At 52.9% G+C, this 15,760-nt stretch carries 16 protein-coding genes; 5 read left to right on the forward strand and 11 right to left on the reverse strand.

Annotation, left to right across the window (positions count from 1 at the left end; translation table 11 throughout):
• Positions 1–24: 24 nt before the first annotated feature.
• Positions 25–714: a phosphate response regulator transcription factor PhoB gene (gene phoB / locus SK39_RS05960; protein ID WP_003021496.1), complete on the reverse strand. Its 690-nt coding sequence runs from the start codon at positions 712–714 to the stop codon at positions 25–27.
• A 190-nt stretch (positions 715–904) separates the two neighbouring features.
• Here phoB and sbcD point away from each other — a divergent pair, with 190 nt between their 5' ends.
• The 3 genes from sbcD to araJ all read left to right on the forward strand — a co-directional run bounded on the left by sbcD (position 905) and on the right by araJ (position 6,612).
• Positions 905–2,107: an exonuclease subunit SbcD gene (gene sbcD, locus SK39_RS05965; protein ID WP_048216766.1), complete on the forward strand. Its 1,203-nt coding sequence runs from the start codon at positions 905–907 to the stop codon at positions 2,105–2,107.
• Positions 2,104–5,247: an exonuclease subunit SbcC gene (gene sbcC / locus SK39_RS05970; protein ID WP_048216767.1), complete on the forward strand. Its 3,144-nt coding sequence runs from the start codon at positions 2,104–2,106 to the stop codon at positions 5,245–5,247. Before sbcD ends, sbcC begins: the two co-directional genes overlap by 4 nt.
• 192 nt (positions 5,248–5,439) lie before the next feature.
• On the forward strand, positions 5,440–6,612 hold the full coding sequence (gene araJ / locus SK39_RS05975) for an MFS transporter AraJ (protein WP_032937081.1): 1,173 nt from the start codon (positions 5,440–5,442) through the stop codon (positions 6,610–6,612).
• Between the two features lie 7 nt (positions 6,613–6,619).
• Here the strand turns inward: araJ and mak are convergent, their stop codons facing one another.
• A complete protein-coding gene (mak, locus tag SK39_RS05980; protein ID WP_032936987.1) occupies positions 6,620–7,528 on the reverse strand; it encodes a fructokinase in 909 nt (302 codons plus the stop codon).
• 91 nt (positions 7,529–7,619) lie between these two features.
• Here mak and rdgC point away from each other — a divergent pair, with 91 nt between their 5' ends.
• A complete protein-coding gene (rdgC, locus tag SK39_RS05985) occupies positions 7,620–8,531 on the forward strand; it encodes a recombination-associated protein RdgC (protein ID WP_003021479.1) in 912 nt (303 codons plus the stop codon).
• Between the two features lie 49 nt (positions 8,532–8,580).
• Here the strand turns inward: rdgC and ppnP are convergent, their stop codons facing one another.
• The 5 genes from ppnP to SK39_RS06010 all read right to left on the reverse strand — a co-directional run bounded on the left by ppnP (position 8,581) and on the right by SK39_RS06010 (position 11,266).
• Positions 8,581–8,865 (reverse strand): pyrimidine/purine nucleoside phosphorylase, encoded by a 285-nt coding sequence (gene ppnP, locus SK39_RS05990; RefSeq protein ID WP_003021477.1) that lies wholly within the window; start codon positions 8,863–8,865, stop codon positions 8,581–8,583.
• A 71-nt stretch (positions 8,866–8,936) separates the two neighbouring features.
• Complete coding sequence (locus SK39_RS05995) at positions 8,937–9,614, reverse strand: AroM family protein (RefSeq protein WP_048216768.1); 678 nt, start codon at positions 9,612–9,614, stop codon at positions 8,937–8,939.
• A 246-nt stretch (positions 9,615–9,860) separates the two neighbouring features.
• Positions 9,861–10,052, reverse strand: coding sequence for a protein YaiA (yaiA, locus tag SK39_RS06000; RefSeq protein ID WP_003021472.1), 192 nt, complete (start codon positions 10,050–10,052; stop codon positions 9,861–9,863).
• A 26-nt stretch (positions 10,053–10,078) separates the two neighbouring features.
• Positions 10,079–10,624, reverse strand: a complete 546-nt coding sequence (gene aroL, locus SK39_RS06005) for a shikimate kinase AroL (RefSeq protein WP_003836009.1) — start codon at positions 10,622–10,624, stop codon at positions 10,079–10,081.
• 186 nt (positions 10,625–10,810) lie between these two features.
• Positions 10,811–11,266: a YaiI/YqxD family protein gene (locus SK39_RS06010; RefSeq protein WP_003021467.1), complete on the reverse strand. Its 456-nt coding sequence runs from the start codon at positions 11,264–11,266 to the stop codon at positions 10,811–10,813.
• 189 nt (positions 11,267–11,455) lie between these two features.
• Here SK39_RS06010 and proC point away from each other — a divergent pair, with 189 nt between their 5' ends.
• Positions 11,456–12,265 carry a pyrroline-5-carboxylate reductase gene (gene proC / locus SK39_RS06015; protein ID WP_003021462.1) on the forward strand — a complete coding sequence of 270 codons (810 nt, stop codon included), beginning with the start codon at positions 11,456–11,458 and terminating at the stop codon, positions 12,263–12,265.
• A gap of 17 nt (positions 12,266–12,282) precedes the next feature.
• On the opposite strand, the gene adrA is transcribed toward proC, so the two are convergent.
• The 4 genes from adrA to SK39_RS06035 all read right to left on the reverse strand — a co-directional run bounded on the left by adrA (position 12,283) and on the right by SK39_RS06035 (position 15,670).
• The gene (adrA, locus tag SK39_RS06020; RefSeq protein ID WP_085954043.1) at positions 12,283–13,398 is read right to left on the reverse strand and encodes a diguanylate cyclase AdrA; all 1,116 of its coding nucleotides are present in this window, start codon (positions 13,396–13,398) and stop codon (positions 12,283–12,285) included.
• A gap of 91 nt (positions 13,399–13,489) precedes the next feature.
• Complete coding sequence (gene psiF, locus SK39_RS06025) at positions 13,490–13,810, reverse strand: phosphate starvation-inducible protein PsiF (protein ID WP_003021454.1); 321 nt, start codon at positions 13,808–13,810, stop codon at positions 13,490–13,492.
• 97 nt (positions 13,811–13,907) lie between these two features.
• Entirely contained in the window at positions 13,908–15,323 is a 1,416-nt protein-coding gene (phoA, locus tag SK39_RS06030) for an alkaline phosphatase (protein WP_048216769.1), read from the reverse strand.
• A gap of 104 nt (positions 15,324–15,427) precedes the next feature.
• A complete protein-coding gene (locus tag SK39_RS06035; RefSeq protein ID WP_003021448.1) occupies positions 15,428–15,670 on the reverse strand; it encodes a sigma-S stabilization anti-adapter protein IraP in 243 nt (80 codons plus the stop codon).
• Positions 15,671–15,760: the final 90 nt, after the last annotated feature.

The following is a 15,760-nucleotide window of genomic DNA, read 5'->3' on the forward strand; positions in this document are numbered from 1 at the left end:
CCATCAGGCCCTGATTCTTGTCAGTCAGAAGCGGGTCGAAAAACGATATCCCGTCCCGCGAACTGTCTGCACCATTCGATCATGTCCGCTGTGCTCCAGCGCTTTACGTAAGCGGCGGATATGCACATCCACTGTCCGGTCTTCCACGTAGACATTGGTTCCCCAGACATGATTGAGGAGTTGTTCACGGCTGTAGACGCGCTCAGGGTGGGTCATAAAGAAGTGCAACAGTTTGAATTCGGTCGGCCCCATATCCAGCGGATCCTCGCCGGTCATCACGCGATGCGAGGTCGGATCAAGGCTTAGCCCCTGCATCTCAATAACCTCTTCCACCGCCATCGGTGAAATACGACGCAGAACCGCTTTAATACGCGCCACCAGCTCCTTGGGAGAAAACGGCTTGGTAATATAATCATCCGCACCGGTTTCCAGACCCCGGACGCGGTCTTCCTCTTCACCTCTCGCCGTCAGCATCATCACGGGGATATCCCGCGTCATGGCTTCGCGCTTGAGATGTTTAATAAACTGCAGACCCGAGCCGCCGGGAAGCATCCAGTCAAGCAGGACGAGATCCGGCCAGGGTTCATTGAGTTGGTTCACAGCACTGTCATAGTCTTCGGCTTCTACGGGTTGAAAACCGTTTTGCTCGAGCACGAAGCAGACCATTTCACGAATTGGAGCTTCATCTTCTACGACCAGAATACGTCTCGCCATGATTTGCCCTGTTTATAATTAAATCGTTTGCCATCAATACGGTGCCATTATGCGTCAGTTTTATGACAGATTTATGAAAAGATAGCCCAGGTTTAACGCAGCCCGGCGAATTATGACAGCCCGGAGACAAGATATTACCGTCCTTGAAAGGTTATAATCCCCACCACTGTTTTATCGTCATGGAACTCTTATGCGCATCCTTCACACGTCTGACTGGCATCTGGGCCAAAATTTCTACAGCAAGAGCCGCGCCGCTGAACATCAGGCCTTTCTCGACTGGCTGCTGGAAACGGCACAATCCCACCAGGTGGATGCCATTATTGTGGCGGGTGATATTTTCGATACCGGCTCACCGCCAAGCTACGCTCGTGAGCTGTATAACCGTTTTGTCGTTAATTTACAGCAAACCGGGTGTCATCTGGTGGTGCTGGCAGGCAACCACGACTCCGTCGCCACACTCAATGAATCCCGCGATATACTGGCGTTTCTCAACACCACGGTCGTTGCCAGCGCCGGCCATGCGCCGCAGGTACTGCCGCAACGCGACGGCACGCCGGGGGCGATTCTGTGCCCGGTTCCTTTTTTACGTCCACGCGACATCATTACCAGCCAGGCCGGGCTAACCGGGCAAGAAAAACAGCAACATTTGCTGTCAGCCATCACCGACTATTACCAGCAGCAGTATCAGGATGCCTGCACGCTGCGTGGTGATCAGAATCTGCCCATCATCGCGACTGGGCATTTGACCACCGTCGGCGCCAGTAAAAGTGACGCCGTCCGAGACATTTATATCGGTACGCTGGACGCCTTCCCTGCACAAAACTTCCCTCCGGCGGACTACATCGCGCTGGGCCATATTCACCGGGCGCAGGTTATCGGCGGCACGGAGCATATTCGCTACTGCGGCTCGCCGATCGCTCTCAGTTTTGACGAGTGCGGCAAAAACAAATGCGTGCATCTGGTGAGCTTTAAAGCAGGGAAACTCAACGCCGTCGAGAATCTCGCCGTACCGGTCACCCAGCCGCTTGCGGTACTGAAAGGCGATCTCGCCGCCATTACCGCCCAGCTTGAGCAGTGGCGCAACGTACAGCAAGAGCCGCCGGTGTGGCTGGATATTGAAATTACCACCGATGACTATCTGCATGATATGCAGCGTAAAATCCAGGCCTTGACCGAAGATTTACCGGTTGAGGTGTTATTGGTGCGCCGCAGTCGGGAACAGCGCGAACGTATTATGGCCAATGAACGTCGTGAAACATTAAGCGAGCTGAGCGTGGCGGAGGTTTTTGACCGCCGCCTGGCGCTGGAAGAACTCGAAGAACCGCAGCGCGAGCGGCTTAATCAGCTGTTTAGCGCAACCGTACAGACGCTTGCCGGGGAGGCTGAAGCATGAAAATTCTCAGCCTGCGCCTGAAAAACCTCAACTCCCTGAAGGGAGAATGGAAAGTCGATTTCACGGCAGAACCTTTTGCCAGCAACGGGCTGTTCGCCATCACCGGGCCCACTGGCGCGGGGAAAACCACCCTGCTGGACGCAATTTGCCTTGCGCTGTACCACGAAACGCCGCGCCTGAATACTGTGTCACAGTCGCAAAACGACCTGATGACCCGCGACACAGCGGAGTGTCTGGCCGAGGTGGAGTTTGAGGTGCGGGGCGAAGCCTACCGCGCATTCTGGAGCCAGAACAGGGCACGCAACCAGCCTGAGGGAAACCTGCAGGTCCCGCGCGTAGAGCTGGCCCGCTGCGCCGACGGTAAAATCCTCGCCGATAAAGTCAAAGACAAGCTGGAGATGACCGCCGAGCTTACCGGGCTGGATTACGGTCGTTTTACCCGTTCCATGCTGCTCTCTCAGGGCCAGTTTGCCGCATTTCTTAATGCCAAACCAAAAGAGCGCGCCGAACTGCTGGAAGAGCTGACCGGCACAGAGATTTACGGTCAAATCTCCGCTATGGTGTTTGAAAAGCACAAATCAGCGCGTACGGAGCTGGAAAAACTACAGGCCCAGGCCAGCGGCGTGGCGCTGTTAGCACCAGAGCAGGTGCAATCCCTGACGGAAAGTTTGCAGGTACTTACTGACGAAGAAAAACAATACCTTACCAGCCAACAAACCCAGCAACAGCACCTCAACTGGCTCATTCGGCAAAATGAGCTACAAACGGATATAAACCGTCACCAGCAGGCATTACAGGCAGCGCTTCAGGCGCAAGAAGACGCGCAGCCGCAGTTGGCGGCACTGAGTCTGGCACTGCCGGCCAGGGCGTTACGCCCGCACTGGGAGCGAATTCAGGAACAAACGGCTACTATCGAGCGTACACGCCAGAAGATTCAGGAAGTGAATGCTCGCTTACAAAGCAGCTTAACGCTGCGCGGGCGTATTCGCCAGCAGGCGCAAATGCAGTCGACCTTGATACTAGCCGAACAACAGACGTTAACCGACTGGCTTAATGAGCATGATCGCTTCCGCTTATGGAGTAGCGAACTGGCAGGATGGAAAGCGCTGCTGGCCCAACAGTCCGACGCCAGCGCCCAGCTACGCCAATGGCAGCAGCTGCGAGAGAACGACACGCGTAAGCTCAATGCACTAACGCTTCCCGCGCTGACCCTTTCGCCGCAGGAGGTAACGGATGCGCTGGCGCAACATGTGCAGCTTCGTCCATTACGCCAGCGGCTGAGCAATTTACACGGACAAATCACCCCGAAGCAAAAACAACTGGCACAGTTACGCGCCACGCTTGTACAGCGTCAACAAGAGTTGACCCAGCGCAACGCGGTGCTTGCCGAAAAACGTCAGCGCTATAAAGATAAAAATCAGCAACTTACCGATGTGAGAGTCATTTGCGAGCAAGAAGCCCGCATCAAAGATCTGGAAAGCCAACGGGCATTGTTGCAATCCGGCATGCCTTGCCCGCTATGCGGCTCCACCGCACATCCGGCGATTGAACGCTATCAAACGCTCGAACTGAGCGTGAATCAGACGCGGCGTGAGGCACTGGAAAAAGAGGTCAAAACACTGGCCGATGAGGGTTCAACGTTACGCGGCCAGCTTGAGGCGATAACCCAGCAACTTCAGCGGGATGAACGCGAAGCACAGACGCTTTCTCAGGAGGAGCAAGCACTTACTCAAGAGTGGCTGACCGTCACCGCCAGCCTCAACGTCACGCTACAACCGCAGGATGACATTGCCCCGTGGCTGGCCGCTCAGGAAGAGCACGAACAACAGCTTCACCAGTTGAGCCTGCGTCATACCCTGCAGGCGCAAATCACCGCGCATACCGAGCAGATTACCCAGCTCCAGCTGCATATTGACCAGCGCCAGGCGACGCTAACCGCCGAGCTTTCCCGCTATGGTCTGGCCCTTCCACCCGAGGATGACGTCGCCTCATGGCTAAGCGAACGGGCGAACGAAGCACAAATGTGGCAACAGCGTCAGAATGAACTGACCGAGTTACAGGCCCGGATTGCCCAGCTTGCGCCGCTGCTGGAAACGTTGCCTGAAACCGAGGCGCTTTCTGAAAACATTGAGGATTTGTCGCTGGAAAACTGGCGGCAGGTGCACGACGATTGCCTCTCTTTACAGGGACAGTGGCAAACCTTGCAACAGCAGGAGGCACAGGACGTTCAGCGCGCCGCGGAAATCCAGGCGCAGTTTGATGCCGCATTGCAGGCCAGCATCTTTGCCGATCGCGACGCCTTTATTGCCGCCCTGCTGGACGAAGAGACCTTTAATCGCCTGGAGCAGTTGAAGCAATCACTGGAAGGCCAGCGACAGCAGGCGCAAACGCTGGTTAATCAGGCCCAGCAGGTACTGGCGGCTCATCAACAGCAGCAACCAACAGAAGTGGATCTCACGCTGACGGCGCAGCATCTGCACGACGCGCTGGCGCAGCTCACCCAACTGCTACGCGATAACACTACTCGTCAGGGCGAAATTCGCCAGCAGCTCAAACAAGATGCTGAAAACCGTCAGCAGCAGCAGGCGCTGATGCAGGAGATTGAAAAAGTCGCGCAGCAGGTCGAAGACTGGGGGTATTTGAATGCACTGATCGGCTCGAAAGAGGGAGATAAGTTCCGCAAATTTGCCCAGGGGCTGACGCTGGATAACCTCGTCTGGCTTGCCAACAACCAGTTAACCCGTCTGCACGGTCGCTATTTGTTGCAGCGAAAGGCCAGCGAAGCGTTAGAGCTGGAAGTGGTTGATACCTGGCAGGCCGATGCCGTACGTGATACGCGTACGCTTTCCGGCGGCGAGAGCTTCCTCGTGAGTCTGGCGCTGGCGCTGGCATTATCCGATCTGGTCAGCCACAAAACCCGAATTGACTCCCTGTTCCTCGACGAAGGTTTCGGCACGCTGGACAGTGAAACGTTGGATACCGCCCTGGACGCGCTTGATGCGCTCAACGCTACCGGTAAAACCATTGGCGTGATCAGCCACGTCGAAGCAATGAAAGAACGCATTCCGGTGCAGATCAAGGTGAAAAAAATCAACGGTCTGGGCTACAGCAAACTCGACAAAATGTTTGCGGTGGAGTAATCGGCCAGCGGATATGGTGTCACAGGCCGGATAAGCGCTAACGCTATCCGGCACGCTATGTAGCACAATATTGCATACTCAGGGACGGATATGAAATGGCATTCCACTTCGCTTATCCGCAAGCTATCGCTATTGGCGGCGAACGTTCGTCGCTATGACGCATATCCTGCGTCTTTCTTGTTGGCAGGTGGTATGAAAAAAGTCATTTTCTCTTTAGCGCTCGGAACATTTGGGCTGGGCATGGCCGAGTTTGGCATCATGGGTGTCCTCACTGAGCTGGCGCGGGACGTGGGAATTTCCATTCCTGCCGCCGGCCATATGATTTCGTTTTACGCCTTTGGCGTAGTGCTTGGCGCGCCCATTATTGCGCTCTTTTCCAATCGCTTTTCGCTCAAACATATTTTGCTGTTTCTGGTCACCCTGTGCGTGATTGGCAACGCCATCTTCACCCTCTCTTCCTCGTATTTTATGCTGGCGGTGGGCAGGCTGGTTTCCGGCTTCCCTCATGGCGCATTTTTCGGCGTGGGCGCGATTATCCTGTCGAAGCTAGCCCGTCCAGGAAAAGTCACCGCCGCCGTCGCGGGCATGATTTCGGGGATGACCGTTGCCAATCTGGTTGGCATTCCCGTCGGCACCTGGCTGAGCCAGGAATTTAGCTGGCGCTACACGTTTCTGCTGATAGCCGTCTTTAATATCGCCGTAATAGTCTCGGTCGCTTTTTGGGTCCCCAACATTAGCGATGAGGTAAAAGGGAAACTGCGCGAACAATTTCACTTTTTGAAAAGCCCCGCCCCGTGGTTCATTTTTTCCGCCACCATGTTTGGGAACGCCGGGGTTTTCGCCTGGTTCAGCTACGTCAAACCGTACATGATGTATATCTCCGGCTTCTCCGAGGCGCTAATGACCTTCATCATGATGCTGGTGGGATTGGGAATGGTGTTAGGAAATCTGCTAAGCGGTAGGCTGTCAGGCCGTTATACGCCGCTGCGAATTGCGGTAATAACCGACTTCGTGATTGTGCTGGCTCTGCTGCTGCTCTTTGCCTTTGGCGGCATCAAAGCCGCGTCGCTGACCTTCGCTTTCATTTGCTGCGCGGGTCTGTTTGCTCTGTCGGCGCCGTTGCAAATTTTGCTGCTGCAAAATGCTAAAGGGGGAGAACTACTGGGCGCGGCTGGCGGGCAAATTGCCTTCAATCTCGGCAGCGCGATTGGCGCGTACTGCGGTGGCATGATGCTGACGCTGGGATTTGCCTACAACTACGTGACGCTGCCGGCTGCGCTGCTGTCGTTTTCTGCGATGTCCTCGCTGCTGCTCTATGGTCGCCTGAAGCGCGGCGTGCAACAACAGGTTGCACCCGCGACATAACAACCGTTTATACGTGCGGCCACAGCCAGGCCGCGCCGCGCACGCCGCTGGAGTCACCGTGCAACGCCTTGCGTAGAGGCGTTTCACACTCGCCGCCAAAAACAAATTGCTTCATCAACGTCGGAACGTTTTGATACAGTCGGTCGACATTGCTCATTCCGCCACCCAGCACAATGACGTCCGGATCGAGAATATTCACCACATGTGCCAGTGATTTCGCCAGACGAAGCTCATAGCGGCTCAACGCTTGCTCCGCAAGAGTATCCTGCGCATTAACAAGGCTGATAATTTCACTGCCTTTGAGCGGCTTACCGCTCAGGCGCTGGTAGTCGGTGGCAAAACCGGTCCCGGAAATGAAGGTTTCAATGCAGCCTTGTTTGCCGCAATAACAGGGGACTTCCTGCCGATAACGCAGCTCATCTTCGTCCATCCACGGCAGCGGATTATGCCCCCACTCCCCTGCGGTACCGTTACCGCCCGTGTGCGCCCGACCATTCAGCGCCACGCCTGCGCCACATCCGGTGCCGATAATCACCGCAAACACGGTTTGCGCCCCCGCCGCCGCACCATCCACCGCTTCAGAAACCGCCAGACAGTTGGCATCATTTGCCAACCGCACTTCGCGATTCAGACGCGCACTCAGGTCTTTGTCAAAAGGTTGCCCGTTAAGCCAGGTCGAGTTGGCATTCTTTACCACCCCGGTGTAGGGCGAGATTGAACCGGGAATGCCCATTCCAACGGTTCCCGTCTGCCCGGTGGCGTTTTCCGCCATCTCCACCAGCATGGCGATGGTTTCTATCGTTTGCCGATAATCATCACGCGGCGTGGGCAGGCGATGGCGAAAAAGCTGTTCGCCCGCATCGCCAAGTGCAATAACTTCCGTTTTCGTACCGCCCAAATCGATACCTATACGCACTGTTTGCTCCTCTTCCCGATTAACAATGCAAGCATAGCGACAATTCGCTATCATGCCCGCTGGATTTAACGACAAGGCCGTGGAAATTATCATGCTGTGGTTCAAAAATTTAATGGTTTACCGTCTTAGCCGCGATGTTTCTTTGCGTGCCGAAGAGATGGAAAAACAGCTGGCATCAATGACGTTCACCCCTTGCGGTAGCCAGGATATGGCAAAAATGGGCTGGGTTCCGCCGATGGGATCGCACAGCGATGCATTAACGCATACCGCCAATGGCCAAATTATTATCTGCGCCCGCAAAGAAGAAAAAATTCTGCCGTCGCCGGTTATCAAACAGGCGCTGGAAGCCAAAATATTCAAACTGGAAGCTGAGCAAGGTCGCAAACTCAAGAAGACCGAAAAAGACTCACTGAAAGATGAAGTTCTGCACTCATTGCTGCCGCGCGCCTTTAGCCGCTTCAGCCAGACAATGATGTGGATCGACACCGTCAACGATCTGATCATGGTCGACTGTGCAAGCGCGAAAAAAGCGGAAGATACGCTGGCGCTGCTGCGTAAAAGCCTCGGTTCGCTGCCGGTCGTTCCGCTGACGATGGAAAATCCTATTGAGCTGACGCTGACCGAATGGGTTCGCTCCGGCACAACAGCACAAGGATTCCAGTTACTGGATGAAGCTGAACTGAAAGCGATCCTTGAAGACGGCGGTGTGATCCGCGCGAAAAAGCAGGATCTGGTCTGCGACGAAATCGCCGTGCATATCGAGGCGGGCAAACTGGTCACCAAGTTGGCCCTCGACTGGCAGCAGCGTATTCAGTTCGTTATGTGTGACGACGGCTCCATTAAGCGTCTGAAGTTCAGCGACGAGCTGCGCGATCAGAACGAAGATATCGACCGTGAAGATTATGCTCAGCGTTTTGATGCCGATTTCATCCTGATGACAGGTGAACTGGCGGCGCTGATTAAAAGTCTGGTGGAAGGATTAGGCGGCGAAGCGCAACGTTAGCCCTGTTTAGCGAATGGCGACACAATATCGCCATTCGTCATTTTTACGCTTACAAATAGCGGCAAAGATAGGATGTTGGCTCTGCTACCTGCAGATGAAACTCACTGTTGCCCGGTACGTTAAACACGTCTCCTGCGGCATATACTTTCCACTCGGTTTCCCCTGGCAGCAGCACGTTCAGTGCGCCACTAACCACCGTCATTTCTTCAGGCGCCGCAGTACCAAAGGTATATTCACCTTCAGCCATCACGCCTACACTGGCGCGGCCAGTACTGCTGCTGGTAAAACCGATCGATTTTACTTTGCCGGAAAAGTATTCATTACTTTGAAGCATACAACTGGCCCTATCTCGTGATTAAGTTAGGAACCAATATAGGGGGCTGACGTTCCACCTGTCACGCAAAATTACGCCAGCAATTCCGAAGCTAGTCGGGCAATCAACACATTGGACAGCAAAACCGGGACATCCAGCGACTTTTGCAGTAAATCACGATGGCGTTGATGAAAACCCAGGCAGTCCAGCATGAGAACATCAGCGCCTTGCTCAAGGAGATATTTTCCGGCATCAATCAGCTGTTGTTCAGAACCTTCTACTGGATTCGCTACGGCATACACTGGCGGCGTTTGTAACACCTGCCACTTTTGTGTCTGGGCTTTGAGCAATTCAGCAACAGGTACTATGACCCCAACCTGATGCCCTTCGACAATCGAAGCCACTAACGGGGGAATAATGCGTATGGGTTCCAACAAGATGCTATTGCGGGCGGTCAGACGGGTGATTGAAGCGGTACTCATCAGCAGGATCACGTCAAAGCCCTGATTATCCAGCACCTCCACGATACTTTGTAGCGAGCGTTCTACCTTCAGGCGCGAGACATGTGCAAGCTGATGATCGCTAAGCAGCGTTAATAACAGCTCATCACCGGGTGAAGCTCCATACTCAGCCATCACATCTTCTCGCTGCATCTGCCCCAGCAGACTGTGGTGAGTAATGTGCTGTTCATCAATATATTCCGTCAGGAGCGGTAACATCTCACACATCGGCACAACGCCAATCGTGAGGATAGCCAACGACGTACTCATTTGTTGCTCCACCGTCTTCTTACTTTGCTGTGAAATCCCGGATAAGTGCCGGGCGCTGACCTGTGCTACAAATGCTCAAAAGCGTAGCAGTAGATCGGCGGTGTATTGTGTAAAGATTCCAGATCATTCCAGTACTGGATTGTTATTGTTTAATTTTCAATTTTTACTGTATACAGCGAAATTTAAAAAAATGTGATGCACGCCCGGACTGGCACTTTTAAGACTCGTGCCAGGGCGGTCTTCGTATCAGGTTTTATCGGGGTCTTCGTAGCGTTTTTTAGCATCCATCGCTTCCTGAGCCGAAGGATGCTCACTGATCAACGAATTCGGTTTAGGGTGATCGGCACGAAGTTGATACCAGGTTACCGTCTGGCCTGGCGTCCCTTTTTCAACCGTAACAATGGTCGCTTGACGTGGGTAAGGTGGTTGTGTCGGCATAGTTCTTCCTTTTCACTGGATGAACATTAAGTATAGACACCGCCCTGCAACCGTGGCGCTGCCTGCGCCAGTATCCCAAGAATGTCTTCCACCACCTGCGCAGGCGCATTAGTGGCATCAACGATATAGTGCGCGGCTTCGCGATACAAAACATCTCGCTGGGCGAGCACTTCCTGCACTTCTTCAGTCAACGGCTTGCCGGTTAAGGTCGGTCGTAATCCTTCTTCAGGCGTCGCCTCCAGACGATCAACCAGTACCGATACCGGTGCGCTTAAATAGATAACCACGCCGTGGCTGCGCATGTAGTGACGGTTAAATTCGGTAAGAATAATACCGCCGCCGGTCGCAACAACCGTTGCTGGTGCTGTGACAGCCTGCAGAGCGGTCGTTTCCTGGGCACGAAACCCTTCCCACCCTTCTCTTTCGACGATTTCCGCCACGGTCATTTGCACGTGCGATTGCAACCAGCGATCGGTATCAACGAACTGGAAATCAATAGCCTTTGCCAGCGCCATACCGGTTGTCGTCTTACCACACCCCCGGGGGCCAACAAGAAAAAGAGGTTGCGTCATCACAGAATTTCCCCAGAGAGCCGCCAACAAGCGGGATCTGATGCGGTTAAAAATATAATCATATCATCAAACTAGTACACAGCCAAAACCGTAAAGAAAAAATTACATAAAGAATGGCGAGATGAGTTAACCCCTACTATAACAAGAATTCACAACGAATAAAGTGTAAATAATAAATTACACACACTATTTTCTACGCTGAACTTCCAGCCACCACTTATCCAGTTCAGCTGCAAAATGCTGTCTGTCGCGGGACGAAAGGCTGTCCGGCCCCCCGGTCTGAATACCGCTAGCGCGTAGCGTATCCATAAAATCACGCATCATCAGACGCTCGCGGATCGTGGCTTCGGTATAACGTTCGCCACGCGGGTTAAGCGCCGCCGCACCTTTTTCAATCACTTCAGCCGCCAGCGGAATATCTGCCGTTATCACTAAATCACCAGCACTGCACTGACGCACAATCTCGTTATCAGCCACGTCAAAGCCCGCAGGCACACGTAATGTGCTGATGAAACGCGAAGGCGGGACGCGCAGGCTTTGGTTGGCCACCAAAACAAGCGGCATTTGCATGCGCTCAGAAGCGCGGTACAAAATGTCTTTAATCACATTCGGACACGCATCGGCATCCACCCATATTGTCATAACTTCTCCCCACTGTTGTGCTGCCGCACATTGTCGCGTGCTTTTACTTTCAGGCAAAGTGCTGTTTCTCCTTCTGAACATATTCATTCCGCGCTAAGCTTAGCTTTCCCAGATTTACCCCAAATAATTCAAGTTACTTGAAGTAATTAGGGTATAAAACAATGAATATCATCCATAGGGAGTGACAAGATGGACAAGAAAATTGGTTTTATCGGCTGCGGTAATATGGGCAAAGCCATTCTTGGCGGCATGATCGCCAGCGGTCAGGTTCTCCCCGGACAAATCTGGGTCTATACCCCTTCCCCCGATAAGGTCGCCGCGCTACACGACCAGTACGGCATTAATGCGGCGCAGTCTGCACAAGAAGTCGCGCAGATCGCTGATATTGTTTTTGGGGCTGTAAAGCCAGGCATTATGATTAAGGTGCTGAGCGAAATTACCTCCAGCCTGAACAAAGACTCCCTGGTCGTCTCAATTGCCGCAGGCGTCACCCTCGATCAGCTTGCCCGCGCGCTGGGTCACGACCGTAAAATCATTCGCGCGATGCCAAACACGCCGTCGCTGGTGAACGCCGGAATGACCTCCGTCACGCCAAACGCCTTAGTCACGCCGGAAGATACGGCTGACGTGCTGAATATCTTCCGCTGCTTTGGCGAAGCTGAAGTCATTGCGGAGGCAATGATTCATCCGGTCGTTGGTGTCAGCGGTTCAGCACCGGCCTATGTATTTATGTTTATCGAAGCAATGGCAGATGCCGCCGTTCAGGGGGGAATGCCCCGCGCGCAGGCTTATAAATTTGCGGCACAAGCGGTAATGGGTTCGGCGAAGATGGTGCTGGAAACGGGTAAACATCCTGGCGAATTAAAGGATATGGTGTGCTCGCCAGGTGGAACCACCATTGAGGCGGTACGCGTCCTGGAAGAACGCGGTTTCCGTTCATCAGTAATTGAAGCGATGATTAAGTGCATGGAGCAATCGGAAAAACTCAGCCGCTCCTGAGTTAACACCGCCGGACGTCATGCCGCCGCTTCAGTGCGGTTACGTCCGGAATTCTTTGCTTTATAGAGCGCCATATCTGCTGATTTTAACCATTCTCTATAGTGTTCAGTTTCAGATGTCAGCGGCGCAACGCCCACGCTAATGCGCAGGTCAACCTGCGGCGCGCAAGATAAACGCAGTTGGGTAAGCCGTTCGTGAACACGAGACATCGCTGCAATCGCGCTGCTCGCCGACGTGCCACACATGATTACCGCAAACTCATCACCGCCAAAACGCCCAATCACATCGCTACCGCGTAAGGTCATCTGTAACTGGCGGGTCAGTGCAACAATGGCCTGATCCCCTACGTCATGGCCCCAGGTATCATTGATACTCTTAAAATGGTCGATATCGATGATAAGAAGCGTGGCATCACGCTGATGGCGGCGGCAATTATCAAATTCATTACGCAGCAACAGTTCCCAATGACGTCGGTTATACACCCCGGTCATCCCATCTCGCGTACTCATAACCTGTAAGCGACGTTTATGTTCTGCCAGCCGGATGAGCGTCTTATAACTCACCCAGGCAAACAGCAACGGGTAAACCACTAACACTGGCAGTGACAGCAGCACGCTCAGCTGCGTACTGCTAAAAGCCATGGGGATATCCGTTAACTGTAACGTCACCAGGCAGGAAACCACCATCAACACGGCGCCTGCGATGAAGACTCGCATACCTCCTGCGCCCATCAGGTTGATACAGATAATCATCAACAGCGCCGTGGATGGCAGCAAGTTTATCCCCATAATCCCCATCCACATCCCGGCGAGGATGGCATCGGCTTTTAAGTTGGTATATTCGCTATGCAGTGGATCGACAGCTTTACTTGCCAATTGCCATGCCAGATGTGGCCAGACAAATGCCCATCCCACCAGCAAAAGCCACCAGCCTCCGGTTATTGGCTGAGAAACTAATACCGACGCGATAGGGAAAAACATCCCCCCCAGTCCCACCGCTCGCGGCAGCCTGATTCGTCGGGCAAATCGCAGACCGGAACGTTGGTGGTCATTTTGATGAAGCAATATAAATGCTTCATTTGAGACGACCTTCTTTTGATAAAAATTTTCATCATTCATCGTATTTGGGAATATTCTGAAACAAATTTCCCAAATTATAGGAAGGGGTCTGGCGGCGGAAGTATGATATTTCGGGTGAGCGATTTTATCTGCTCACCCGGAAGTGCTAAGCAGATTTTTTCAGGCAAGCACTCATAAACTTATTACGATCATCGCCTTTCAGAGACTGCTCCGTCGCCTTGACGTTGCATTCACGCATTTTCTGCTGCTGCGGCGTCAGACTCTTTTCCTCAGGCCCAGATTTACTGTTTTTCAGGCAATCACTCATATACGTCTTACGCGCATCCCCTTTTAAGGTTTGCGCCGTTGCCTGCTGATTGCAGGTGGTCATACGTTGTTGTTGCGGGGTTAATGTCTTCTCGGCAGCACCGACGGTAGTTAAAAAAATAAGACCAAAAAGCAACGTCATTAATAATGTAATTTTCATAGCACCATCCTTTTCTGAACGACGACACACAGGTAAGTTTGGCTGCTAACGATAAAAATACCACCCGACGGCAAAAGTATTGCCGCCGGGCGTCGGGTTATTTCAGTCCTAACGCCGCTTTCATGGTGTAGAACAGGTCGGTTTGATCGGTCAGGCCAACCACATTCGCCGCATGAGGGCCATAGGCTGCAATACGCAGTTGGCTGCCGGTGTGCTCCTGGGACTCTTCTTCAGAGTTGCCATAGCTAATGACCATCACCGCACCATCTTTGGTGTTCAGCGCTTGCGTTAAACCGGGTGCTTTAGTATCCGGTGCGACTATCTGGCTGGCATGCGCGTGGTCAGCGGTTACCACGACCAGGGTGTTGCCATCTTTCTTCGCAAAAGCAAGCGCACGCTGCACCGCTTCATCCAGATCGACAGTTTCACCAATTTGTCCACACGGGTTAGCGGCGTGATCTTGTTTGTCGATTGACGCGCCTTCCACTTGCAGGAAGAAGCCTTTCTCATTTTTGCTTAATAGCTCAATCGCTTTATCCGTCATCCGTGCCAGAGTCGGCACGCTGTCGTTACGTTTTGGATTTGGCGTGCAGGTCACTACCGGCTTATCCAGATTTCCGTGATAAGACGCTTTCGGGCCTTCCCAACGCACTGGCATATTACCGTCAGAGAACAGACCCAACAGCGGTTTATCCTGATTCGCTTCGGTAATCGCCGCCAGCGTCGCGGTATCACTCACCATCTGGTAACCACGGGCCTGTGCTTGTTCACGCAGCGTTTTACCCTGCCACTCACCTGCCGTAGCTGTTTCAGTAAAAGTTTTTGCCCCGCCACCTAACGTAACATCCGCACGGGCCTTTAATAATTGTTCGGTAATCGACCCTTTACCGCCTTTTTCCAGCGCGTTCGTCGGGCATTTTTCAGCCGTCACGCTCGGGCCATAGCATTTACGCGAAGTGACATGGGCAACCAGTGCGGCAGGCGTGGCATCCTGCAATTCAGCCGTGGAAACGTTACCTGTCGCCAGACCCGCCGCTTTGGCCATTTCCAGAATAGTAGCGTGATCTTTCTCATGAATATCAACGCCCAGAGCACCATTGTAAGTTTTAACACCGGTCGTCCACGCCGTCGCCGATGCTGCAGAATCTGTCACATAATCGGGCTTGCCGGTTTTCTTATCCAACGCATAATGTGTGTATTGTCCGGTCAACGGTAAAGCATCAATACCTTTAAAAAAGCCGCCCGCGCCTTCAGCATAATTTCGCGCTGCCGTTATTTCGGAATCACCCATCCCATCGCCAATCAGTAAAATAATATTTTTGGCCGGTTTGTCGTTCAGCGATTCGCGCAGAGCCGCGGTTTGGTCGGCAGACAATCGGCGAGCGCCACCCGGCGTGGAGATATCACCTTGAGCGGCACGATTATCCAAAACCGCTACAGTAGATGTTTCTGCATTAATAACCGGGGTAAACAGCAAAGGTAACAGGGCAATAGCGAGTGCGCTTTGTTTCACTTTATATTCTCCATGTATAAATACGGTAAAATTAAAACAAAGCGACTATAAGTATTTGATGTGACACTTTTATGATAATTTGTGGGTGCCCCGCCACAGATGGTTCAAAACGCTTTTGGTACGATCTCGCAAGCGTTATGTATGTTCGTGAGAAACGCGGGCATGCGGTTTACATCAGCCAGCGCCCCCTCAATTTGACGAATAAATATTTGCCGATCGTTCCACGCCATATTGCGCAGCATTTCGATGATTACCCGCTCTAACGTTTCGACCTGTACCGCCAGATCTTGCGACTCTTCTTCTTTTTGCGCGAGTTTAAGTAACAACTCAGTGACGAGGTTTTTCATTTGCCTATTCCCTTAACAAAATATGGGTCACGTTATCATTAAGGCTCACGACTGCCTAGAGGATGAAAGTTGTATTTTTATAAGTAATAA

Origin of the sequence: Citrobacter sp. BIDMC107, from assembly GCF_001037575.1 — a bacterium.
Taxonomy (GTDB): Bacteria; Pseudomonadota; Gammaproteobacteria; order Enterobacterales; family Enterobacteriaceae; genus Citrobacter; species Citrobacter freundii.